The sequence below is a fragment of the Robinsoniella sp. KNHs210 genome, from assembly GCF_000686105.1.
Classification (GTDB): Bacteria; Bacillota; Clostridia; order Lachnospirales; family Lachnospiraceae; genus Robinsoniella; species Robinsoniella peoriensis.
Genome location: NZ_JMLZ01000002.1, coordinates 655,162 through 678,786, shown reverse-complemented (window position 1 = coordinate 678,786; position 23,625 = coordinate 655,162). Strand labels below are relative to the sequence as shown.

General features: G+C 39.1%; 21 protein-coding genes, 3 tRNA genes and 1 pseudogene. 7 read left to right on the top strand and 18 right to left on the bottom strand.

The features are described 5' to 3' along the window. Nucleotides 1-26: 26 nt before the first annotated feature. From CD03_RS0109820 to CD03_RS38235, 4 genes are all read right to left on the bottom strand, one after another. Nucleotides 27-2,870: a hypothetical protein gene (locus CD03_RS0109820; RefSeq protein ID WP_027293477.1), complete on the bottom strand. Its 2,844-nt coding sequence runs from the start codon at nucleotides 2,868-2,870 to the stop codon at nucleotides 27-29. Beyond that, nucleotides 2,867-4,495 carry a serine/threonine protein kinase gene (locus CD03_RS35955; protein ID WP_255348126.1) on the bottom strand — a complete coding sequence of 543 codons (1,629 nt, stop codon included), beginning with the start codon at nucleotides 4,493-4,495 and terminating at the stop codon, nucleotides 2,867-2,869. The genes CD03_RS0109820 and CD03_RS35955 overlap by 4 nt, the downstream gene beginning before the upstream one ends. Before the next feature lie 245 nt (nucleotides 4,496-4,740). Beyond that, nucleotides 4,741-6,507: an arginine--tRNA ligase gene (gene argS, locus CD03_RS0109810; protein WP_027293476.1), complete on the bottom strand. Its 1,767-nt coding sequence runs from the start codon at nucleotides 6,505-6,507 to the stop codon at nucleotides 4,741-4,743. Continuing rightward, on the bottom strand, nucleotides 6,491-6,778 hold the full coding sequence (locus CD03_RS38235) for a hypothetical protein (protein ID WP_044293157.1): 288 nt from the start codon (nucleotides 6,776-6,778) through the stop codon (nucleotides 6,491-6,493). Before CD03_RS38235 ends, argS begins: the two co-directional genes overlap by 17 nt. A gap of 378 nt (nucleotides 6,779-7,156) precedes the next feature. On the opposite strand from CD03_RS38235, the gene CD03_RS0109795 reads away from it, so the two are divergent. After that, the gene (locus CD03_RS0109795) at nucleotides 7,157-7,792 is read left to right on the top strand and encodes a lactate utilization protein (protein ID WP_027293473.1); all 636 of its coding nucleotides are present in this window, start codon (nucleotides 7,157-7,159) and stop codon (nucleotides 7,790-7,792) included. A gap of 60 nt (nucleotides 7,793-7,852) precedes the next feature. Continuing rightward, nucleotides 7,853-8,953, top strand: coding sequence for a pyridoxal phosphate-dependent aminotransferase (locus CD03_RS0109790; protein WP_027293472.1), 1,101 nt, complete (start codon nucleotides 7,853-7,855; stop codon nucleotides 8,951-8,953). Nucleotides 8,954-9,140: 187 nt separating this feature from the next. Here the strand turns inward: CD03_RS0109790 and CD03_RS0109785 are convergent, their stop codons facing one another. Then, nucleotides 9,141-9,635, bottom strand: a complete 495-nt coding sequence (locus tag CD03_RS0109785) for a DUF5626 family protein (protein WP_156042846.1) — start codon at nucleotides 9,633-9,635, stop codon at nucleotides 9,141-9,143. Between the two features lie 415 nt (nucleotides 9,636-10,050). On the opposite strand from CD03_RS0109785, the gene CD03_RS0109780 reads away from it, so the two are divergent. Then, a complete protein-coding gene (locus CD03_RS0109780; RefSeq protein WP_027293470.1) occupies nucleotides 10,051-10,434 on the top strand; it encodes a BlaI/MecI/CopY family transcriptional regulator in 384 nt (127 codons plus the stop codon). After that, entirely contained in the window at nucleotides 10,418-11,446 is a 1,029-nt protein-coding gene (locus CD03_RS0109775; protein ID WP_027293469.1) for a M56 family metallopeptidase, read from the top strand. The genes CD03_RS0109780 and CD03_RS0109775 overlap by 17 nt, the downstream gene beginning before the upstream one ends. 4 nt (nucleotides 11,447-11,450) lie before the next feature. Here the strand turns inward: CD03_RS0109775 and truA are convergent, their stop codons facing one another. Both truA and CD03_RS35950 read right to left on the bottom strand, forming a co-directional pair. Further along, nucleotides 11,451-12,188 carry a tRNA pseudouridine(38-40) synthase TruA gene (truA, locus tag CD03_RS0109770; protein WP_027293468.1) on the bottom strand — a complete coding sequence of 246 codons (738 nt, stop codon included), beginning with the start codon at nucleotides 12,186-12,188 and terminating at the stop codon, nucleotides 11,451-11,453. A gap of 105 nt (nucleotides 12,189-12,293) precedes the next feature. After that, complete coding sequence (locus CD03_RS35950; RefSeq protein ID WP_052377750.1) at nucleotides 12,294-13,373, bottom strand: helix-turn-helix domain-containing protein; 1,080 nt, start codon at nucleotides 13,371-13,373, stop codon at nucleotides 12,294-12,296. A gap of 509 nt (nucleotides 13,374-13,882) precedes the next feature. Here CD03_RS35950 and CD03_RS0109760 point away from each other — a divergent pair. From CD03_RS0109760 to CD03_RS36730, 3 genes are all read left to right on the top strand, one after another. Next, nucleotides 13,883-14,086 (top strand): cold-shock protein, encoded by a 204-nt coding sequence (locus tag CD03_RS0109760; protein WP_027293467.1) that lies wholly within the window; start codon nucleotides 13,883-13,885, stop codon nucleotides 14,084-14,086. A 195-nt stretch (nucleotides 14,087-14,281) separates the two neighbouring features. Beyond that, nucleotides 14,282-14,354 (top strand) — tRNA-Thr (locus CD03_RS0109755). A gap of 96 nt (nucleotides 14,355-14,450) precedes the next feature. Then, entirely contained in the window at nucleotides 14,451-15,158 is a 708-nt protein-coding gene (locus CD03_RS36730; RefSeq protein WP_027293466.1) for a lysozyme family protein, read from the top strand. Nucleotides 15,159-15,716: 558 nt separating this feature from the next. On the opposite strand, the gene CD03_RS0109745 is transcribed toward CD03_RS36730, so the two are convergent. The 11 genes and pseudogenes from CD03_RS0109745 to CD03_RS0109690 form a co-directional block, all read right to left on the bottom strand. Continuing rightward, nucleotides 15,717-16,427 carry a queuosine precursor transporter gene (locus tag CD03_RS0109745; protein ID WP_027293465.1) on the bottom strand — a complete coding sequence of 237 codons (711 nt, stop codon included), beginning with the start codon at nucleotides 16,425-16,427 and terminating at the stop codon, nucleotides 15,717-15,719. A gap of 3 nt (nucleotides 16,428-16,430) precedes the next feature. Next, nucleotides 16,431-17,144 carry a radical SAM protein gene (locus CD03_RS0109740; protein WP_027293464.1) on the bottom strand — a complete coding sequence of 238 codons (714 nt, stop codon included), beginning with the start codon at nucleotides 17,142-17,144 and terminating at the stop codon, nucleotides 16,431-16,433. 494 nt (nucleotides 17,145-17,638) lie between these two features. Next, nucleotides 17,639-18,232 (bottom strand): RNA polymerase sporulation sigma factor SigH, encoded by a 594-nt coding sequence (gene sigH / locus CD03_RS0109730; RefSeq protein WP_027293463.1) that lies wholly within the window; start codon nucleotides 18,230-18,232, stop codon nucleotides 17,639-17,641. Between the two features lie 24 nt (nucleotides 18,233-18,256). Beyond that, complete coding sequence (gene rlmB, locus CD03_RS0109725) at nucleotides 18,257-18,994, bottom strand: 23S rRNA (guanosine(2251)-2'-O)-methyltransferase RlmB (RefSeq protein ID WP_027293462.1); 738 nt, start codon at nucleotides 18,992-18,994, stop codon at nucleotides 18,257-18,259. Between the two features lie 106 nt (nucleotides 18,995-19,100). Further along, a pseudogene (locus tag CD03_RS33080) lies at nucleotides 19,101-19,526 on the bottom strand (Mini-ribonuclease 3); the annotation flags it as partial. Continuing rightward, entirely contained in the window at nucleotides 19,511-20,917 is a 1,407-nt protein-coding gene (cysS, locus tag CD03_RS0109715) for a cysteine--tRNA ligase (protein WP_027293461.1), read from the bottom strand. The pseudogene CD03_RS33080 and the gene cysS, both read right to left, overlap by 16 nt. Nucleotides 20,918-21,040: 123 nt before the next feature. Continuing rightward, complete coding sequence (locus tag CD03_RS0109710) at nucleotides 21,041-22,264, bottom strand: GNAT family N-acetyltransferase (RefSeq protein WP_081820208.1); 1,224 nt, start codon at nucleotides 22,262-22,264, stop codon at nucleotides 21,041-21,043. After that, complete coding sequence (gene ispF, locus CD03_RS0109705; protein ID WP_027293459.1) at nucleotides 22,212-22,751, bottom strand: 2-C-methyl-D-erythritol 2,4-cyclodiphosphate synthase; 540 nt, start codon at nucleotides 22,749-22,751, stop codon at nucleotides 22,212-22,214. The genes CD03_RS0109710 and ispF overlap by 53 nt, the downstream gene beginning before the upstream one ends. Nucleotides 22,752-23,022: 271 nt before the next feature. Further along, complete coding sequence (locus CD03_RS0109700; RefSeq protein ID WP_027293458.1) at nucleotides 23,023-23,259, bottom strand: hypothetical protein; 237 nt, start codon at nucleotides 23,257-23,259, stop codon at nucleotides 23,023-23,025. Nucleotides 23,260-23,458: 199 nt separating this feature from the next. Continuing rightward, nucleotides 23,459-23,532, bottom strand: a tRNA-Met gene (locus tag CD03_RS0109695). Between the two features lie 18 nt (nucleotides 23,533-23,550). Then, nucleotides 23,551-23,623, bottom strand: a tRNA-Val gene (locus CD03_RS0109690). Between the last annotated feature and the right edge of the window lie 2 nt (nucleotides 23,624-23,625).

Here is a 23,625-nt window from a genome sequence, read left to right as displayed (position 1 = left end):
ATAATAGCATACCATAAGTAAAAAGTCTATTCTTTTGAACGTCTTCTTCCCCATCTTCGATAAGAAAAAGCTCCAATTAAGGCTCCGGAGATTATCATAAGTGCTTTGATTCCAAAATGAACATATCCGGTCTCTTTCTTCTTATCCTCTCCTTTGAACTCATTCTTCATATTTTTCTTGTCTCCACTTTCCTCATCATTCATAACCTCCTGCTTCCCTTCCTGATTTATAACCTCCGGTATGGTAAATGTTTCTTTTCCCATTATTTCTTTATCTCCTTTCCCCAATAATTTCTTTTCCTTAAAATGTTCCAGAGACTGCGGAACCGCAATCCTTCCATTATCTGTTTTACTGATACAAAAAGCTATCTTCTTTTTTGCTTCGTTCCCCGCCTTATCGATAGCCAGAACCTCCAAATCACGCCATTTATCCTTCTGCAGGATAGTAAAAGAAGTCTCCTGATTTAAACTGCTTTTGATTAAGTCACCGTCCAAATAAACCAGCATCTTCTGAAGGGCTGCATTATCCCTGGCATCTATGACAACATCTCTGACCTCCTCCGGATAAAATGATTTATCATCCAGTCCGGCGATCATGATAGACGGAGGTGTTTTGTCTATTACAAACTCTATATATTTTTTCTGCAGTTTATTATCACCTACATTACCTGCCATATCTATAGAATTTAGAGTAACTGCATAGGCTCCTTCCTCCTGGAAATTTTTTGCCGGTATTATATAACGGTACTCCTTATACCCATACTTTCCTTCTATTTTTTTAACCAGATACTCTTTATCCCGATTTAAAATCCGAAGTTCCCCATCCCGCGTAATCGTCAACTGCGCCTCTTCAAGCTTATCTACATTCACTTCCCTAATTTCCACATCAAAAGGTTTTCTGCAGTAATAATTATCCATCTGTTCCCTGGTTTCCTTCCCCAACGTATATACTGACCCAAACCGGTTTACCGAAAATTGAATTTCCCTGGCCGCTATATTACCAGCCTGGTCACCCGCTGATATATAAAGCACATAATAGTCATCCCATTCTTTCTTCTCAGGTATCTGTTCAAAAATTAACAGTTCTCCTCTATCTGACTTTTTTCTTTCGTATTTTAACTTCTTTTCCCCGTTCTTTTCTCCTATGAGTACTGTCTCCAGACTGCCTTTCCAATAATAATCATCCACACATTGGATACGAAGCTCTAACACCCCACTGTTCGCACTTAGATCAGACACACCATCAACGGTTATCCGTGGAGTTGTCTTATCAATCAAAATAGTATTTCCACCAAAGAACGATGCATTTCCAACGTTGTCTTCCACTCTCACAAATACCTGATATTCACCCTCCTTAACCAGCTCAGCGCTGATCCCAGTTCTCCATAAACTTTTTTGGCTTTCATAACTTTCTTGTATACCAGATAACTTCTGGCGACTCCCCTCTGTAATCTCCGATATCCAATACTGAACCGAGCGGATACCTGCATGTACATCTAAATATCCGGTAAACTTTAATCTTACGTTGCCATTAAAGAACGCTCTTTCACCCGTACCTGACGAAAGTTTTTTTTCATTTGCCAAAATGGTCAATCCTGTTGGGGGCTGGTCATCAACTTCATAGGTTACACTCTGTTTTCCAGACTTGGCTAATAAATCCCCTGTTTCATCTCTTCTCTCCAATTCAAAGGAAAATACCCCATTTTCCTTCAGCTCATTACTTATGATTACCTGATTATATCCCGCTCTCTCATTCGGAATAATCTTAAGGCGCATTCCCTTTTTTACTAATATTTTGCCATCCCCATTTCGCAAAAATCCTTCCTTGGATTCCGGAAGAACCTGATAGTCCTTTATTTCGCTCACACTGTTTTTCACAAGCGTAACGCTTCCCGGATGATAAAGCGCCGAATCTTTTTGCAGGTCGTAACAATAATTATCCGTTGTATTTCCTGTAATATTGCCCTTTTTGTCTCTTTTTACAACCAATGCCCTGCCGTATTTCTTAAGTGCTCCCTGATCATACATAGGACTGTCAGGTTTTAATATCCGCTCATCTATGGTTATCCCGGGTTTTTGAAATCCTTTCGGGGACTCTTTCACTGCCTTCCCATTTTTCACAAACCCGCTTACCTTTACGATTTCATCCGGGCTTTCATCAAATTCCAGAAGTTGAATGTTGTTCTCTGAGAAGTACGGTTTTCTTCCCTCTGCAATTCTGATATTTAACACTCTGGGAACTATATGTACTTTTAAACTGTTTTTTTCAACCTTTACGGAATATTTTTCTGAATCCTTACCCGTCAGCTTACACGAGACTTCCACTTCCCAGGTTCCAACCCTTCTGTGCTTTGACTTACCTGCTAATAATACCTGCATTCCTTCAGGAAGGCCTCTCACATCCGCTTTTAGTTCTACCCGATTAGTATCATCAAATTCTCTGCTGTCACCCTTGTAAATCGTTTTTAAATTTTCTACGATAACTTCACGCGGTAATTCTGTTTCTGACTCTGTCTGGGTTTCTGACTGCGTCTCGGATTCCATCTCTGACTGGCTTTCCGATTGAGTATCAGATTCCGTCTCTGTCTGGCTTTCCGATTGAGTTTCGGATTCCATCTCTGTCTGGCTTTCCGATTGAATCTCGGATTCCGTCTCTGTCTGGCTTTCCGATTGAATCTCGGAACCCGTCTCTGTCTGGCTTTCCGATTGAATCTTGGAACCCGTCTCTGATTGGGTTTCGGTTTGACTTTCCGTCTGTACTTCCGATTTGATCCCGGTTTGAGTTTCGGATTTAATAAATGCTGCAGCTTTATTCCCCGCCAGCAAAAGAAAAACTGCCCCAATTAAAATACCTGTTTTAAAATATCTCATTCCTTTTTCCCTTCTTTCTTAAAATTATTATAAATTCTTTCTACACTTTCTATTGCCAGTTCTATATTTTTCAAAATATCCTTTTCTAAAACTTCTATCTCCTTACTTACCGGCCTGTTATCATTGATTTGCACTTTATCTTTTATCTCCCGTAAAATTCTATCTAAAACTGCTTTCTCCAATCCAGCCTGACAAAATCGATCGGCAAAATAATAGCTCTGTGCCGAAATTTCCTCCCATAGCAGTAAATTTACTTTATCCGCATCCTTATCACTCTCCTGAATATCATAGATTTCCATCAAGTCTTTCCAGAATGTCAGATAGGAGATATTCTCTGTTTCATCCTCTCTCCTGTTTCGGATTCTGCTGTAATAGCTTCCTATCTTCGCTAAAACCGCTGCTCTTTTTCTCTGGTTTTGTGTAATTCCTGTAATTTCTGTATTCCCTATACTTTCCGCAGCCTCCGCTATATTTAAAAACCATCTGGCTGCATAAGATTTTCCGCCGTCTCCCTCAAAGTAATACCAATATGCCATTCCCAGTTCATAAGAAACCCGAAGGAATGCTCCTTCATCTGTGCGCAAAGCTTCTTCATGACTCCTGGTATCTCCCTCTGACTTTTCTTTTAAAACCTTTCGCAGAAAGATATCCTCCTCTTCCGTCAGTATTGCGTCTTCCAAAAATATTTCAATTAATTGCTGGTATGCTTCTTCCCGAACGGGATTTAAAAATATTGCAGATTGGCAGTTTTTTTTCTGCTCTTCATAGACATTAAATTTAGCTTCTTTCAGATACTCCTCATATGATTGTTCCTTAGTTAATTCCCCCTGTTCCAGCTGTAACTGACTCCCTGCTGAAAATATTATAATAAACGCAGCAGCAACAAACAGGTACCTTGCTTTCCTCCACCACAAAATCCCCTGAAGTGCTCTTTCACAAGACTCTATCCCAGAAAACCTCTGAGTTCTGTCAAATCTCATACATTTGCAAATTATTTTTTTTAAACCAAAATACCCCGGGCACAATTTCCAATCCTCCTTACCAATTCCGGACAGCAGCAGTTTTCCTGTAACCAGCTGGAATAAGGTCACTCCCAGGCTATATATATCGGCTCTGGTATCCACAACACATGTACCATCGTATTGTTCCGGCGCCGCATATCCTTTTGTCCCATAATGTCCCCCGTGATAACTACTTTCCTTAACAAAGGGTGAGACCGTACCAAAATCTACTAAAACCAGACTTTTGTCAGCGCGGCATATCATATTGTCCGGTTTCAGATCTCCATAGACTACCGGCGGTTCCTGACTATGAAGGTAATGCAAAACCCTGCAAATCTGTATACCCCATATGACAGCCTGGCGAGGTTTCACTTTTCCTGTTTCTTTTAAAATATTTGCTACATTTCTCCCTTCCACATAATCCATTACAATCAATATCTCGGATTCTGTTTCAATTACATCAATAACTTCGGGCAGATTCGGATGGGAAAAATGCTTCCACAATTCCAGCTCCACTCCATCTCTGCCCTTCGCCACAATCTTTATTGCCCAAAACTTATACGCATTTTCATTCAACGCCAAAAAAACACTTCCCTCTCCTCCGGAACCCAAAGGTTTTAAGATCCTGTATTTGCCGTCAACTAAAGCCCCAATCTCCAGTTTTCCTCAACTCCTTTATTCTGTTGTACTGCTAAATGGAAATATAACGAAACGTTATTGAATTTATTTGATGCGGTAAGTACCGCGATTAGATTTTGTCATTCTACTACATTTATTTAAAAATGTCTAGTGGCAGTATGCACAAAGTTTACATAACACAGAATAAGTTTCAGAGCCTGTCCACAAGTTTTCAGACAGGCTCTGCTATTTTACATTCTCTCAGGTGCAGAAAATCCTAAGACATCAATACAGCTTTCCAGTACGTCTCTTGCCAGCAGAAGCAGCTGGATATAGCTTCCTTTTTGTTTCTCGTCCTCTTCTGACAAAATTTTTGTCTCATGATAAAAGCGGTTAAACGCATTTGCCAGATCATAGATATAAGAACAGATCTTGTGGGGTGCGATTTCCTCAAATGCATTTTCCATTACATTGTTAAACTTGGATAATTCAAGCATCAGTGATTTTTCACTGTCGCTTACCGGTTCACCAATTGCATAGGCTCCTAATTTTCCCCCATTTTCCTGATATTTGTTCAGGATAGATTTTATACGAACAATGGTATAAAGGATATATGGGCCTGTATTTCCTTCGAATGATGTAAAACGATCCACATCAAATACGTAATCTTTTGAAGCCTGGTTGGATAAGTCTCCATATTTAACTGCGGACAGACCAACAATCTTAGCCGTCTTTCTGGCCTCTTCCGGATCAATTTCATGATTTTCTGTTATTTTACGGAACATTTCATCATTAATGCTGGTGATCAGGTTTTCCAGTCTCATAACGCCGCCTTCACGGGTCTTAAAAGGCTTACCATCTTTTCCGTTCATAGTACCAAAGCCTACAAAGGTCAGATCCGTATCGTCCTGAATAAGCTTTGTCTTTCTTGCACAGCGAAATACCTGTGTGAAATATAACTCCTGGCGCTTGTCTACCACATAAATAATATGATCCGGATGATATAGCTTCATACGTTCTACAATAGTAGCCAGGTCAGTTGTATTATAAAGAGACGCTCCATCTGATTTTAATATCATACATGGCGGAATCTCTTTGGTATCTGTTTCTTCTTTGACATCTACTACCAACGCACCGTCATCAATATGCGCATATCCATTTTCTTTCATATACTGAACCATGTCCGGAATGTAAGGCTGAGCATCAGACTCGCCTTTCCATAAATCAAAATGAACATTTAAATTTTCATAATTTCTCTTCAAGTCCGTAACAGATACCTCCAGGATATGTTTTAAGATCCCCTGGTATCCCCGGTGCCCTTGCTGAAGCAGATAAGTTGCCTGCATTGCTTCCTCTTTATATTCCGGGTGTTCTTTTGAATAAGTACTTGCCGCAGGATAAATTTCTTCCAATTCGGAAATGGTAAATGGTGCTTGTACAGGATACTCACCGGTAAAGTTTTCATCAAAATACACCAGTTCCGGTTTTCTCTTCTTAAGTTCTGTTATAATCAGTCCCATCTGAAGCCCCCAGTCACCAAGATGTACATCTCCGATCATTTCGTGTCCCAGGAACTTTCCCATTCGCTTAATGCTTTCCCCGATAATGGCAGAACGCAGATGACCTACGTGAAGTGGTTTTGCAACATTGGGACCGCCGTAATCAATAATAATTTTCTTTGGCTCTTTCGTCTTTTCTATGGATAAATATTCATCTGCCTGCATTTCTCTCATATACGCAGCCAGATATTCTTTTGTCAATTTCAAATTAATAAAACCCGGATTCACCGCATTTACTTCTTCAAACACTTCACTTTGTGCCAGCTTCTCCACAACTCCGTTGGCAATCATAATCGGTGCTTTCTTATACACTTTAGCAGCTGCCATTGCTCCGTTACACTGGTATTCGCACAGATCCGGACGATTAGAGATGGTTACTTTTGCATAAGATGCATCATATCCTGCCTCGGTAAAAGCGACTGTCATTTCATCCGTAATCATATCAATAATTTTTTTCATATTTATACCTATTGCATATTACAGGCTTGCCTGCAATACTGCCACAATAAAACAGGTTGAAAGAATCACACCGTGGCATCCTTTCTATATCATAATTTTCTTTCAACCTTATACCTATTTTATAATTTTCTTTCAACCTTTCGAACATCCATATCTCAAGCTTGCTTGCGATACTGTCCAAATAAGCAGTATGAACTTGTTTACACTTTAAAAGTGTTTTTCTTTCACACTTTGACCGCACGAATATCGTAAGCCTGCTTACAATATTCATTGCACGCAAAACAGCCGTTCAAACGGCTGCCTCTGCAAATTGTCTCTTTGATACATTATACTTTGTGTTTCTGTTATTTTCAACTTCTTTTTCAAATAGATGTTACATTGCACCTATCCTTGTAAAGTAGCCTTTGGCGAGGGACAGATACCCTGAGACCATCACTTTGCCAGCTCCGATGCCGTGCAGCGCTGATCACGGCACGGTTTGAACAGTAACAAATAGAACCTTTCAAAAAGAATCTCCTTAATAACTCCTTTACAAGGTGCTGATCCCACCGTATAATTTATATAGGTCTTATCATAACATATAATTATAGGAATTGCAGTAACAATTAGCTGCAGATTGATCCCTACACCAGAAAGGAGATTGAAATTCATGACACCTATGCAAGAATTCTATGAAAAACAGGCTGCAATCATTATTAAGAACCTGGAAAAACGAAATATGGAGGGTTACTACTGCCCTGACAGCAAAAGCGCAGTTAAAAAGGCAATGAGTTTCTTACCGGATTGTGCTGTTGTATCCTGGGGAGGCTCTATGACACTGACTGAATGCGGGATGATGGATGCCCTGAAAGCCTCCGGTCTGACACTGATTGACCGTTCACAGGCTGTAACACCCGAAGAAACCAAAGCCATGTATCGTCAGGCATTGAGTGCAGATTATTATTTTATGAGCTCCAATGCCATCACGCTGGACGGTAAACTGGTCAACATCGATGGTACCGGAAACCGGGTTGCCGCCCTGACTTATGGACCTGACCATGTTATATTACTGGTGGGCATGAATAAAGCTGCCAAAGACGAGGCAAGTGCCCTGGAACGTATACATACCCAAGCCGCACCACCAAACGCAATGCGTCTGAAAATGAAAACCCCCTGCGGACTGACTGGCGTCTGTTCAGACTGTACTTCTAAGGAATGTATCTGCAGTCAGACACTGATCATTCGCTATAATCGATTCAAAGGGCGTATTAAAGTAATCCTGATTGGAGAAAATCTTGGTTATTGATTTTTCATACCGGATTTAATCATAAAACATTCAGATACGCCAAAGGAAAGGATGAACACTATGCTAACCCCCGCAGACCATTTTCATGGAAGTGACTTAGAAACAATTGAATATACCTATGGCATTAAAAAAGAAAACATTACCAGTTTTAGCGCCAATGTAAACCCCCTGGGAGTTTCGCCCAAGCTGCGCCAGACTCTGGCCGCCCACATAGATGTTATTACCACTTATCCGGATCGGGAATATACCGCACTTCGCAGGGCCATCGGAACCTATGCAGGCTGTGATCCGGATCACATCATCGTTGGAAATGGTTCAACGGAATTAATCTCCCTGATGATACAGATACGGCATCCGAAAAAAGCGATGATTCTGGGGCCCACTTATTCCGAATATGAACGTGAAATCTCTCTGGACGGCGGTATCTCCCTCTACTATCCACTGAAAGAATCCAATAATTTTCAGATGCAGGCGGATGACCTGATGAATAAATTGAATGAACAGATTGACCTGCTGATTTTATGTAATCCCAATAATCCTACCTCTACATCAATCTGTCGCAATGATATGCGTAAAATTCTAGACTGTTGTAAACAGAATGATATCTTCGTTATGGTGGATGAAACATATGTAGAATTTGTACCGGATCATTTGGAAATTACCAGCGTTCCACTGACCGATTATTACAATAACATTGTAATATTGAGGGGCATTTCCAAATTCTTTGCTGCTCCCGGCCTTCGTCTCGGATATGCCATAACGGGCAACCTGGATCTTATCAAAGAAGTTAACAAAAAGAAAAATCCCTGGACAATCAATAGCCTTGCAGAGGCTGCGGGAAAACTGATGTTTTCTGATACGGAATATATTTCAGCTTCAAAAAAACTTATCTTTTCAGAACGGGACAATATTGTTCATGAGCTATCTCTCATAAACGGAATTAAAGCTTATCCGCCCACTGCAAACTTTATACTGGTCCGTATATTGAAAAATGGCATAACCTCAAAGGATGTCTTTGAGTATGCCATTCGCAGAGGACTTATGATCCGGGACTGTTCTACATTTCCATTTTTGGGAAATCAGTATTTCCGGTTTTGTTTTATGTCAGCAGTAAAAAACAGAGAACTGCTTATGTGTATACATGAACTATTTGATGATTAGTATACATTAAACCTACACACAAAGGGGCTGTCTAATTTCCCGATAGCCCCTTTTTCTATCTTTATCATCTATTTTCTATTTGCTAAATATTTTCTTAACAAATAAATGATATAGATTAGTAACAAAAGCTTTATTATACCCCAAATTCCAATTAAAATAGTCAATAATTTTCCCTCATTTTATAATTTTAAAATGTATTTGACACCGTTACATCATTTCCACTTCCAGTTGCCGTAGCTCTTAAATACCCTGAAAAAGAAATAACCCCATCCCAAGACTGTACCCCAAGTCTATACTGTCCATATGTAGAAGTCTTAGTTAAACTTTCACTCGTAACATTGCATCCGATAGTTGTATAGCCTTCATCCCATACTGTAGTTACCTTATTATTGGTTAATTGTACGGTAAACCAACAGTTAAATAAGACTGCTGTATATGAAATTTTCCATGCATTTGTAGCTCTTGTAGTAGAAGGCTCGATTTTAATCGTATACGCTTCCCCCCTTTCATTAATTCCTGTATATTCTTGCACCGGATTTATATTCAAATCTTTAAAAACAATTTGTTCTTCCTCTACATTACCAGTCTTATCTGATGCAAATACGTTCATTGAAAAGGTCAATAGTAGAATTAATGTTAATAGTAATGATAAACCTCTAAATTTCTTTTTTTTCCACATCATTTTATCTCCTTTAACTTTGTTAGTTGTTACAAAATCATAGTTCATATAGATATCGTACGTTGAATAAAAATTACTGATCATTAACATTTACTACTATAATAATAGTCGACTATTTTTATAGTCATATAATAACATAGTTATACTCCTGTGTCAAGTTTTATAATAAAAATATATACTCTACTTATGGTTCAATACTTAACAGCGATAACTCAAATTTTGGTATTCGCAATTTTTGATATAAATCGACAATATAGTATAAATAATTTTAGTAAGTATCAATATAAGTCAAATCAAAATAGATACTGATTACCATAATTGAACTATAGTATAAAGTATCTAAATCTAGTTGACTATTCTGAATGAACATATTATTATTAATTAAAAATACATTAAATCATCGAGAGGAAAAGAATAGATGAAAGAATTACACGAATTAACGAAGAGTGAATTAGAAATCATGAAAATCTTATGGCAGGCTGATCATGATCTTTTACTCTCAGAAATACTACCACTCATAGAACAAAAATTTAATAAAAGCTGGAAACGTCAAACTGTTTCTACATTTCTTTCTCATTTAATCGAAAAAGGTGTTGCGACCTCATACAGAAAAGGCCGATATTTTTATTATCGTGCCATAGTAACAGAGGATAGCTACAAATTAAATGAAATTAATAATACAGTGAACTTTTGGTGTAATGGGTCAGTGAAGAATTTAATATCAGCGTTATGTGACCAAGAAAAACTTAGCATATCTCAAACTGAAAAAATCGAAAGGATACTAGATGAATTGGATAATTGAACTATTTTATTTTTTTATATTATTAAATATAGTAATTGCTGTAACATGTGTTCTTTGGGCTATTTATCATAAAATAATTGATAAGAATGTTTCATCTACATTTTGTTTTAATAGTATAAAAACCTTGATAATATTCCTGTTAATATCAATTATCGGTTTTAAATCCCTGCAATCAACATATTCAGGAATCCAGCTGGAAAGTATGAGTATAACAAACTTTATCTTATATCAGATTTCTTTTGTTGTTATATGTATTTGGGGGATTGGAATTATTATTTTCTTAACTGGAATTCTGATTAATATTTTAAAATTCAGCAGAAACATTTCTTTTTATAACGCATACATTTTAGATCCTCATTATACTCATATACTATCCCAAATAAAAAGTAACTTTAATTTCAACAAAAAAATAAAACTCTATTCTAACAGCAACATAACAATTCCAATAGTTACCGGTGCATTAAAACCTAAAATTATACTTCCCGAAAATACCCCAACCGATAAGGAATTATATATTATTATGCTTCATGAGTTTATCCATATCTACAGAAAAGATCTTCTGTTTAAATATCTATTAATAATACTTAGGGGTATCTTTTGGATAAATCCTTCATTTATCTATATATCAAAACAATTAGATATTTGGTCCGAATATAGCTGTGACGAAATTTCCTGTAAACATCAAAAGAATATATTTACAAATAAAGAATATTTCTCAACTATACTTCGCTATTCAATGCAATTTAAACAGAAGTTTTCCATTACAACGGCTTTATGTAGTCATAAATCCAATATAGAAAAAAGAATTAGACATTTTAAAAGTTCTAATTTAACATCAAAGTTCGTAAAATATATTTCTATTCTCTTATTAGCTATGATCATGTTAATAGAAGTACATTTTTACTATTCAGCTAGTCAATATCAAAATACGTTTATTAGCACTTTTCAGCAGTGGAGTACCATAAATATAATTCACGTTTCTAAAACACAAGAATCTATTACCTGCAAATAATCTCTTAATACGAAACCTTAACCAGACACAACCCTCTGGCTGGAGCCGTAATACCAGCCAGAGAGCGGTCTTTCCCCTCAAGAATCTCTGTCATCTCTTTTGGCGAGCGTTTTCCCTGGCCCACTTCTATCAGCGTTCCCGTCATGATCCGTACCATATTGTACAAAAATCCTTCGCCTGTAAAATTAATTTGCAATTCCCCTTCCAGTTCTGTAATTTCTATTTTAATTAACTTACGGACTGAGGATTTTTTCATTCTTTTATTCGAACAGAAGCTTTTAAAATCGTGAGTTCCAATTAACGCTTCCGCTGCTTCACGCATGGCTTTCACATTCAGATGTTCATCAAGTGGATAAATGTACTTTCGCTCAAATACATTTTTCAATGTACTGGTAGAAATCCGGTAACGATACACCTTTTCCTTCGCATTCAGACGGCTGTGAAATCGCTCCGCTGTCTCTGTCACTTCAAGAATCCCAATATCCTCCGGCAGGTATTTATTCAGGTAATCACGGATATCCTCTGTTAAGACACATCCCTTTGGAAGATGGAAATTAGCCGTCTGTCCAAGGGCATGTACACCTGCATCTGTTCTTCCTGCCCCCTGGACTTCAATCGGCATTCCTGCCATTTTTGATAATATTGCCTCCAGCTTGCCTTGTATCGTATTATCCGTATTCCCCTGTTTCTGCCATCCATCATACCTTGTTCCATCATATTGGACTATCATTTTATAATTCATATACACTGCTCCTATCTTTCACTGCATTCTAAAATGCAATCAGCATTTCTTTAATAGTTACAGTGTAATGCCTGCTGTCCGGAAAGTCAACGCATTCCCTTTCTTTTATAATGCCTCAATATGTTCTTTGAGTTTTTGTACTGCCTCCTGAAATGCCTCATATCCACGCAGTTTTTCATATCTCTCGTCTGACATCAGTAGATTTAACTGGGATTGTTTTATTCCTTTTACCTGACCCTGGTTTTCATTACAGTCCAATGTGACTGTGTCAAAGTAAACCCGGTCCTGGAAAGAATAATCCATTTCCCGAATATGATCCATATATTTTATGATACTCTTTAATGCTTCTTCCTCATGATAAGTTTCCAAATACAACTGGGTAATTTTTTCCCATGCAAACAGACAGCCTCCGCTTCCAAAGATCTCTTCTATCTCACATCCTGCCCTTGCATATTCAAATGCTCTTTCTAAATTTTGTGTTTTTCTGGCGGTTGCAGTCAGAGAAAGCAATGCCATTTCTGCATTTCGGATACCGGACAACAAATTGGATTGCAATAGTTTCTCTGCCTTTTTATAATCTCCCTTTTTCAGATAGATACTGGGCCGCAGCTGTGAAGGATCAATCTGCTGCTGTGGTATGGAATCCAAATATGCTTCTGCCTCATCGTATTTTTCCGCTTCCATGCATCTCGTAACCAGATACACCTTGGCATTTTCACGAATTAACGGATTGGAAGAACCCACTATTTCCTTAGCCAGTTTTTCCAGCTGATTTCCCCATTCATCCCATTCTTCTTCCATAAAGTCCTGATCCATTGTATAAGACAGCATTATGGAAGCGGATATTACCCTCATTTTCAATTCTTCTGAATTTGAGTACTGTTTTAAATAAAATTGAATTTTTTTCATTCCTTCCCGAAAGCCTTTATCCTGACATATTACGCGTATATCTGCCATAATTTCATCCAGCATATTTATATCCAGCTCCTGGGTATAAGACAGCAGATGGTCGATTGTGGTACCAAGTGCTCTGGCAAGGGGCGGCAGCAATAAAATATCCGGATAGGTACTCCCCGTCTCCCATTTACTCACTGCCGGTGCAGTAACGCCAATTGCCTGGGCCAGCTGCTCCTGCGTTAATTGTTTATCCTTTCTTAGCTTTAAGATAACTTCACCTATATTCATTTTATATGCTCCTCTTCTAAATATGGAAACGGCCATTTCTTATTACTAGTATATCTGATATAAATGAAATCCGCAATGGAGCCCTATTATAGTTCCTGTTAAGAAAATTTAACCCACAGGAAAGTGGCAATTAAAAACTTTTCAATTTCTTCACAGACTCTTCAATCGTCTGTCACACTTTCTTCACAACTATCCTTTATATTATAAATATGAAAAGCCAATAAGACTTTTTCAAGAAATTAAATCTTTTTCATTTTCGCCAGTATCGATGAGGTACTGGCCTTCCTTCCATTTAGGGGTAAAATTCAACTAAATTCCTTTGATAATAAAATATTTTTTATTTATCTTGACAACGCTTTGTTTACATGGTATATTAAGAGAGTATTTTGAATGAATTTTTGATCTTCACATATTTTTGTAAGTCACTAATTTGATTGATGATTTACAAAAATATGTGATTTTTTTTATTTTCATGTTAAGATATAATATTATAATTGGAGGTACCTACTATGAATAACGGTACAGTAAAATGGTTTAACAGCACTAAAGGATTTGGATTTATCACAAACGACAGCACAGGCGAAGAATTCTTCGTACATTTTTCAGGAATTGCTACTGAAGGATTCAAATCTTTAGAAGACGGACAGAAAGTAACTTTCGATATCGCTCAGGGAAACCGCGGTATGCAGGCAGTTAACGTTTGTGCAGCTTAATCAGCTACTCAAATAAAAATCCGATCATTTATTAGATCATTTAAGCCGATGTGTAAAGCATCGGCTTATTTTATTGCACTCCTCTTTGCACATAAAAAGAAATATGCAGAATTTTATCAATTTTTTAAAAAATTCGTTGACAAGCGCAGTAACTTATGATAAAATTCTTAACTGTAGCGGTTATTTATATCGCAGGCTGATGTGGCACAGTCGGTAGCGCACCTCATTGGTAGTGAGGAGGTCACGGGTCCGATTCCCGTCATCAGCTCTTTGGAGCCCTGGATTATATCCGGGGCTTTTTTCGTATATAACTGCTTTTCTAAGCAACCCGTTTACTCAGAATGTTTTTACAGAAGAGAGGATTATGGCAGCTTATCAAAAAACAACAAAATCATCAGCAACCCGGAAAAATCAAAGAAAAAAAATATCCGCAACGCTATCTTCAACTAGCCGCGGTTCGGCAAAAAAGCGTCTGAGCCAAAAGGAACAGCTGCTAAAAAGAAAGCGGCAGGTGCGCCGTAACTGGTTTCTCATAGGCTTTATACTTTTGACGGCAGGCATATTTACCTGCTTTCTGCTGTTTTCAGGAACTCCCCGGCCAGGCGAATTAACAAAAAGTGTTCTTCAGTATGAAGATCAGGTCAAAAAATATTGTAAAGAATACGACATTTCCGAATATTCTGATGTGATTCTTGCAATGATGCAGCAGGAAAGTGCCGGAAAAGGAACGGATGTCATGCAATGCTCCGAAAGTCCTTTTAATACCCAATACTCAAATGAACCTGGCAGTATTACAGATGTGGATTATTCCATTCAGGTGGGCGTGGAAACCTTTGCCTATTGCCTCGGGGAAGCGCAGTGTACTTCGGTCAACGATATGGATAAATTAAAACTGGCTCTTCAGGAATATAATTTTGGAAATGCATATGCCACGTGGGCAGCGGAAAATTATGGAGGATACTCTCCGGAGAATGCACAGGAATACTCAGATAAGATGAAAGCGCAGCTTGGCTGGACTACTTACGGTGATCCTGAATATGTACCGCATGTTTTGCGCTACTATAATAAATAAAACCCCTATACAGAGGGAGTGCCAGTATCTAAAGATACTGGCAGGTTATGAAAAAGATTATTAACAATGCTTATTTGCTTTGTACACTTAATACTATAACGGATTGCTGTGAAGAAACTGTGTACAGTACTTGAAGACTTTGTGAAGATTTTTATACTCCCTTCCAACTGCTAAAATGGCAAAAAGAAGGACTGGCCATCGCCAGTCCAGGAGGGAGAGAAAAGTTTATGTAAAAAAGCTTGTTTGCTTTGTATGTATATACTATATCAATCAATTGTGAATAAGATATGGCATCCCGCTTAAAGCTTTATAAAGTTGTTTAAGAATTTATAAAGGTTTTAAAAAGAAAAGCTTTCTCACCCCTAAAAAGAGGGAGAGCCAGTATCTTGGCGGATACTGGCGAGTTATGAAAAAGATTTATATGAAAAAGTCTTATCGGCTTTTACATGTATTACTATAAAATATAGTTGTGAAAAATATGTGACAGCCTGTTGAAGAATTTGTGAAAAACATTTCTGCTGCTTTTTTCAGAGATATTTTTAATAAACAGGAGGCTTTTCAGGCACACTCTGCGTCTTCTCCCACAGGTCTGATCCTCCTTGCCAGATATACGGCAGGTGTATCTGCAAGACTTGTAAATATAAAGATTACATAGCTTGCCCACATAATACTGATCAGGGTACGGGTATCATACGTTCCCAGAAATGCCCCCATAGTGAATAAAACCGTATTTAAAAGCTGGGACAGTAATGTAGATCCGTTATTACGAAGCCACAGATAGCGTCTGCTGTCTCCACACAGCCTTTTTGTCAGCCCCCACCATTTATGATACAGCCAGACATCAAACTTCTGGGAAATGGCATATACGATAAGGCTTGCTGCCATCATACGCGGTGTATTGGAAAAAATATTTACGATACTCGAATGAGCCCAGTCATTTGCTCCCGGCTGATACAGCAGCCAGGACTGGGATATAATAATAAAAGTAAGGGAGGTAAGTATTCCAATGTTTACCGCCTGATTCGCCGCTTTTTTTCCGGATACCTCGCTTAGGATATCCGTCACAAGGAACGTAGATGCAAATAAGATATTTCCAAGCGTCTGCTCCATCCCAAATGCATTCACCAGTATCAAAACTTCTATATTAGCAGATATCGTTGCCAATACGGTAAATGCCATCAGTCCTTTGCACCCCAGCAGCTTATACCACAGCAGAACACTTCCATAAATAATAACAACACTCAGTATTAATAGAATCTCATTTCTCATCTTTTACTTATCTCCTACTCCAAAATCCGTATTTTCTATTAAAATATCAACCCTTGGGTTATCCAGATAAACGGGCAGCAGTTCTTTTATAAACTCCCGTATTACAGAAGGAGACGGTTTAATAGGTTTGCTGTTCTCATTCATAATATTGATACACACCCGGTCAAAATATTCAAGTCCGGTTAAAATATCCCTCTCCATTGATGCTGCATTCTGACCTGGAATTCCAAATAAAAGGCAGCATTCATCATAGTATCCGGCAATTTCTTCGGGTGAATCCGTTGTAATCCCCTTATCCAGGTAACTTTCCCGGAACAGGGCATCAAATGTTTCCACACCAATTTTAATCTTAACCGTAATACCATGCTGTCCAAAATACCTTTTAATGTCCGAAATCTTATCCCTATGCATCCAGTGGCATTCAAAATGAAGCTGTCTGATCTCCTTTTCCAGGCATTTACTTAATACTGCCTGCATCGTATTTTCATCCAGATCAGTAAAACTTCCGGAATTGATTACCTCCAGGGTCTTATAAATTCCGGTTACCTTTTCAATTTCCATTTTGTTTAATCTGTAATTTTCCTCTTCGTTTCTGGAATAGTCCAGATGATAATCGCAGAACCGGCATCTTCTCCATTTACAGCCGTTTCCCCGAAGCAGGATGATCTCCCGCGGATTTTTTTCAGAAATAATAGAATAGCGGTTTAATTCAGTCATTTTTTTCCTTTCCGTCCGGCATTCTGACCTGAAGCATAATGATAAGCCGGACCAGTACTCCATCCGGACAGTAATGATAGTGACAGTGATGAATATTTTGTCAGACTGCAAGGCGAAGGATGTAGTACTAGAGCGTGTTTTAAAATTACACACTGCTATGATGTTATAAGGAAAATAAAAAAAGACGCTTATAATTAAGCGCCATCAACAGTACCGGTAAAAACCCTCACTGCGGCTTTTTCCGATAATCATTTTCCCTGTACAGCACTGCATAAATAAAAGAAATATAGCACCCGTTATCCATACCGCAGCCTGCAAAGCTAATCGCAGGATACACTACGCCGTCGCCTTGCAGGAACGCTTCTGATATGGATATCAGTCACTCTATTCTCTGTTATTTACCTTATACCGTACTAGTTTTATTTATAGACAGGATGGTCACGAACTGTCTTATTCAATTGCGTATTACACTATATCAGCATCCTACCGGCTTGTCAACGTATTTTTTTACGGATTCTCTGCAGTGCATTATCAACAGACTTGGGCGGCTTATCCAGAAGTTCACCTATTTCTACATAGTCTTTCCCCTGTAAATAGCAGTCCAGCACTTTCTTTTCAAATGCGCTTAAGGATGCTTCCAGCTTCTCCTCTATCTGCTTTTTATTTTCCTGATGAATCAGCAGTTCTTCCGGATTACTCTCCTGGGTAAACAGAATTTCCTCCAGCGGCAGGGATTCTTCTCCTGCTTCAAGGGTTCCTGAATACAGTGAAACATAAGAGTTTAACGGGGTATGCTTCTTCCTGTTGGAAGCTTCAATTGCATGATAGAGCTGCCGTCCGATGCAGAGTTTTGCAAAATGATAAAAAGAGGCATCCCTGTCTTCCCGGTAATCCCTGACAGCTTTAAACAGGCCAATCATCCCCTCCTGGATCAGATCGTCCTTATCTCCGCCGATTAAGTACAGTGCCCTTGCTTCTTTACGCACCAGATATTTATACTTTTCCATAATGTAGTCCGTAATCCCGGGATTTCCATCCCTGAGCTTTACGATTAATTCTTCGTCGGTATATCCGTCGTAGGACACCATTTCCCGCCTCCACCTGATATTTGTTTACATCCGCTGTCTTACAATCTCATAAGCCAGTACACCGGCAGCTACGGAAGCGTTCAGCGAGTCGATATCCCCTTTCATGGGAATCGATGCAGTAAAGTCGCATTTCTCTTTTACCAGGCGGCTGACACCTTCGCCTTCACTGCCTATCACCAATCCGATCGCTCCTTTTAAATCCTGCTTATACATCACTTCACCGTCCATATCTGCACAGACAAACCAAAGACCTTTTTCCTTTAACTCTTCTATTGTTTTCGCAAGATTTGTGACTTTGGCTACCGGTGTATAGTTAATAGCTCCAGCAGAAGTCTTAGCAACAGTTGCCGTAAGGCCTACTGCACGGCGTTTCGGAATGATAATGCCATGAGCCCCTGCCAGATTAGCTGTACGTATAATAGCTCCCAGGTTATGTGGATCTTCAATATTATCCAGCAATATAAGAAATGGAGGTTCGCCCTTTTCTTCTGCAATCTTCAAAATATCTTCCACTTCAGCATATTCATAAGCTGCTGCATAGGCAATAACCCCCTGGTGCTTGCCGGTTTCTGAGATCTGATCAAGCCTTTCCTTATCCACATAGTTAATAATGGTATCATGCTTTTTTGCTTCTCTTACGATGGTACGAACCGGACCATCCTGACAGCCATCCAGAACAAACAGCTTGTCAATCGGCTTTCCGGCACGAAATGCCTCTATTACAGCATTTCTGCCTTCTATTGTCAATTCCTCATATCTCATTGGTATTCTCCTTTACGGCTGCCTCTGTCATATCATCTTCTGCAATAGCATCAGCTGCCTTATCCACATTTATTTTATTTCGGACATTACTATCCACATTTTCCAGACTCCTAATACCCTCTTTTACCAGATCAATCATACGATGCATCTGGTTTTCCAAATACAGATATCCCATTAGTGCCTCAAATCCTGTTGCTTTTCTATAATCGAGCATTGTAGCATTTTTTGCCATCGTATAAGATTTGGCATTACGCCCTCTTTTGTAAATCTGCTTTTCCTCATCTGTCAAAAGAGGCATAATCTTCTCTATCATTTCAGCCTGGGCAGATGCCTTCACAAGTGCACTTGCGTTCTTGTGAAGTTTATTTGCGGGACAATTCCCCTGGCAGACCACCAGCGTGCGGATTACCAGGTCATATATACTGTCTCCGATATATGCCAGTGTCAGCGGAGAATACGTCTTCATATCCAGATCATCCAGCCTAAACTGCTCTTTTAAATAATCAGAGAATGAATCTACGCCTTTTTCCATTTTACACCCTCTCTGGTATCTTCCAGAACAATGCCTTTTGCAAGCAGAGCATCACGGATTTCATCTGCTTTTTTGAAATCCTTTGCTTTTCTAGCCGCCTGGCGGTCTTCGATCATTTTTTCAATGTCCTCTGCCAGAATTTCTTCTTTTTTATCAACTATGATTCCCAGTACATCGCATAAGTTTACCATTTTATCCAAAACTGTCTGAATAAATGATTTTGAATTTTCTCCGGAAATATTTGTATTTACATACTTCACCATTTCGAAAATCGCAGAGATTGCATCTGCAGTATTGAAATCATCATCCATAGCTTCATCAAACTTAGTTTCAAATGCAGCCGCCTGGGTCAGGCTCTCTTTTTCTTCCAGTGACAATTCTTTATCCTCTGCATTTCCATCCAGAAATTTCAGGTTATCCACGGCAGTTATAATACGTTCCAGGCTTGTTTTGGAAGCTTCCATAAGGTCTGCACTGAAGTTGAGCGGACTTCTGTAGTGGGCACTGAGCATAAAGAAACGCAGTACCTGTAAGTCATACTTTTCGCCAATTTCACGCACTGTAAAGAAATTCCCAAGAGACTTGGACATTTTGCGGTTGTCAATATTTAAAAAGGCATTGTGCAGCCAGTATTTTGCAAAGTCTTTTCCATTGCAGCATTCACTTTGTGCAATTTCATTTTCATGGTGAGGGAATACCAGATCCTCTCCGCCTGCATGAATATCAATCTCTTCGCCCAGATATTTTTTAGACATCACCGAACACTCAATATGCCATCCCGGACGTCCTGCACTCCACGGAGATTCCCATGCCGGCTCTCCTTCTTTTTTTGGTTTCCAGAGTACAAAATCCAGCGGATCTTCCTTCTGGTCTTCTCCCGATACTAACAGGGAACGGTTTCCAGCACGTAAGTCATCCAGGTTCTTATGAGAAAGCTTACCATATTCATCAAACTTTCTGGTTCTGAAATAAACGGTTCCGTTCACGTCATAAGCAAACCCTTTTTCAATCAGGGTGGAGATCATTTCAATCATTCCGCCGATTTCCATTGTAGCAAGGGGATGAGTTGTAGCCGGCAATACATTCATAGCAGCCATATCTTTTTTACATTCTGCAATATAGCGCTCCGATATCTCCTGGGCTGACACTCCTTCTTCGATTGCTTTCGCAATGATCTTATCATCTACATCCGTGAAGTTGGATACATAATTTACTTCATATCCCTTATGTTCCATATAACGTCTGACCGTATCAAAAACAATCATCGGCCTGGCATTACCAATGTGAATAAAATTATATACGGTTGGTCCGCAGACATACATGCTTACCTTACCCGGTACCAAAGGCACAAATTCTTCTTTTTTCTTTGTTAAAGTATTGTATACTTTCATATTCTATTCTCTCCGTTCTATAAAATCTGATGGCTGTTCAGTCATAGGATTTATCTCTAATACCCAATGCCATTAGTCTATGCAAAAATCTTCCATTTGTCAATATCCCCGCAGCCTTTTCCGCTAAACTATTTCATCCAGAAATATTTTATTAAATAACTCTATCTTAGAAAGCGGCAGGCGATCCTCTTCTATCAAACCTTTAGCACCAAAAAATAATTTCGTCAGTGCTCCAACAGACAGGACCGCATCCACATCTTCCGCTCTGCAGTCTGTGATACGGCATGCACATCCTCCATTCTCACTCAAATCGAACCGGAAGATTCCATTATTGCCAGGAAGCATCCGGTCTTCTACCTTTATGGTAAAAGATACCGGTTCCCTGCTTCTCAGGCTGGAAGCAAAAGATTCCAGATGGACAATCCTCGCCATGATCAATGATGCAGTTTTGACAGCATTAGAATAGAGCCCTTCACGAAAAGCAGTAACTGTTATGGATTCATCCCGGGCATTATCAAATACACCCTTTTCATTATAATAGGAAAAAAGGGCTGAAATTACTTCTTTTTCATACTCAGCCGTACAAATCAGCTCCCGTATCTGCGGAGTTTCTTCCAATGCACTAAAGCAATAACCAACCGGTTTTCCTTCTGCCAAAAAAATAAGAATCCCGCCACGTTCACTTTCCTGCTCCTTAAGCAGACGGTTCATATATGCCGCTGTCCGGACCGTATATACTTGATAACGCTCTCTTAATAATTTTTCAGAAAGATCAGCAAGCTGGCAAAGATCCTCCTTTTCTGCCTCCTGTACCTGAATCTCAATCTCCATATGCCCCGGGGAACTATCCTCTTTACGGACAATCATGCTTTTCTGTTCATATATCGTTTCAAAATCAAAGGGTTTGTAAATCGCCTCTGCTGCAGGCATTAAGAACATAAATGCCTCATTTCTCTCATATCCGTCGCTCAATGCCCTTTGCAAAATGCTCTTCATCAGCCCCTGGTGTCTGGATTCCGGTCTGGTAGCAACCGCCACTATATAATGGGTGTCCACAGTTGTTTCACCAAGATGCACGGCATAGGGATTAAATTGTGCCATAGAAAGCAATTTCCAATCATCATCCACAATTCCGTAAATCAGATTATCCCTGGTACAGTATTCATAATAATAATCCAGAAATTCCTTTGTATCATCCGGGAAAATTTCTTCCCACAGCTTTCTGGTCTTGCCATAATCCTTATCCTCTAACCGGTAAACATCCCGTGAACTCATAATTGCGTTTCCTCCTGCACTATTTACAACAGCCGCCGCAGCCCTGACACGCCCCGCCTGCCATTCTGTCATCTGCTGCCAGATCAAACATGGGAATCAACAGGCATACTGCCTGGGAACTAATCCCCTCTCCCGCTCCTGTAAATCCCAGTCCTTCTTCTGTTGTGGCTTTCACATTCACCTGATTCTCTTCTAATCCTAAAGCATCTGCAATATTTTTTACCATCTGAGGCATATAGGGCAGAAGCTTTGGTCTCTGTGCTATAATCGTAGCATCAATATTTTCGATCATATAGTTATTTTCTTCCAGAAGTTCTGACACATGCTTTAATAATGTAATACTGGATATTCCTTTATACGCTGGATCTGTGTCCGGAAAATGCTTTCCAATATCACCAAGTGCCGCTGCACCTAACAAGGCATCCATGATGGCATGTACCACGACATCTGCGTCTGAATGTCCCAACAGCCCTTTTTCATAAGGTATCAAAACACCGCCCAGAATCAAATCCCTGTCCGGCGTTAACTTGTGTACATCATATCCCATTCCAACTCTCATATCAACCTCCATTTTATTGGCTTGTAAAAAAAATTATGCGATTAACCTTTGCTGAGAATTCAGCTTAGACCAGTTAAGTTATCTTAAATCTTACCTATATTCATACCCGCCTGAATAGACTTTCATACAGACGGATTTTGCGAGTTACAGAATCATTATAAGTCATGAATAAGAGAAATGTCAAAGGCATATCTATATATTGAGAATTTTCATTTCTTTAGAAACGAAAAAACTCCCCGATCCAAGGACCAGGGAGCCTTCTATGTTTAAATTATTGAGCTGCTTCAGTTGTAGCTGCTTCTGTTGTAGCTGCTTCTGTTGTTGTAGCCTCTGTTATAGCTGCTTCTGTTGTTGCAGCTTCTGTTGTTGTTGCTTCAGTTGTTACAGCTGTTGTAGCTGCTTCTGTTGTCGCAGCTTCTGTTGTTCCTTTATCAGAACTTCCACAACCTACTGCTAATGCTCCTGCTAATGCCATAACTGCCATTAAACCTAATACTTTTTTCTTCATAGTTATATCCTCCTCATATTGACGAGATGCATTTGCACCTCTGTTTCGTTACAGGGGGTATCTTACCACATCCAAAATTAGAATTCCTGCTATTTTTATTAAATAAAAGTGAAAGTTTTCTGACGTTTCTTAATTCTTCTTAAGAATTGTGTCATAATTTGACACAAAAAAAGCATAACGAAATATCATTATGCTTGTGTAGCGGAAGGGAGATTTGAACTCTCGACACCACGGGTATGAACCGTGTGCTCTAGCCAACTGAGCTATTCCGCCATATTTAATTAAAAGACATGGGACCTACAGGGCTCGAACCTGTGACCCTCTGCTTGTAAGGCAGATGCTCTCCCAGCTGAGCTAAGATCCCAT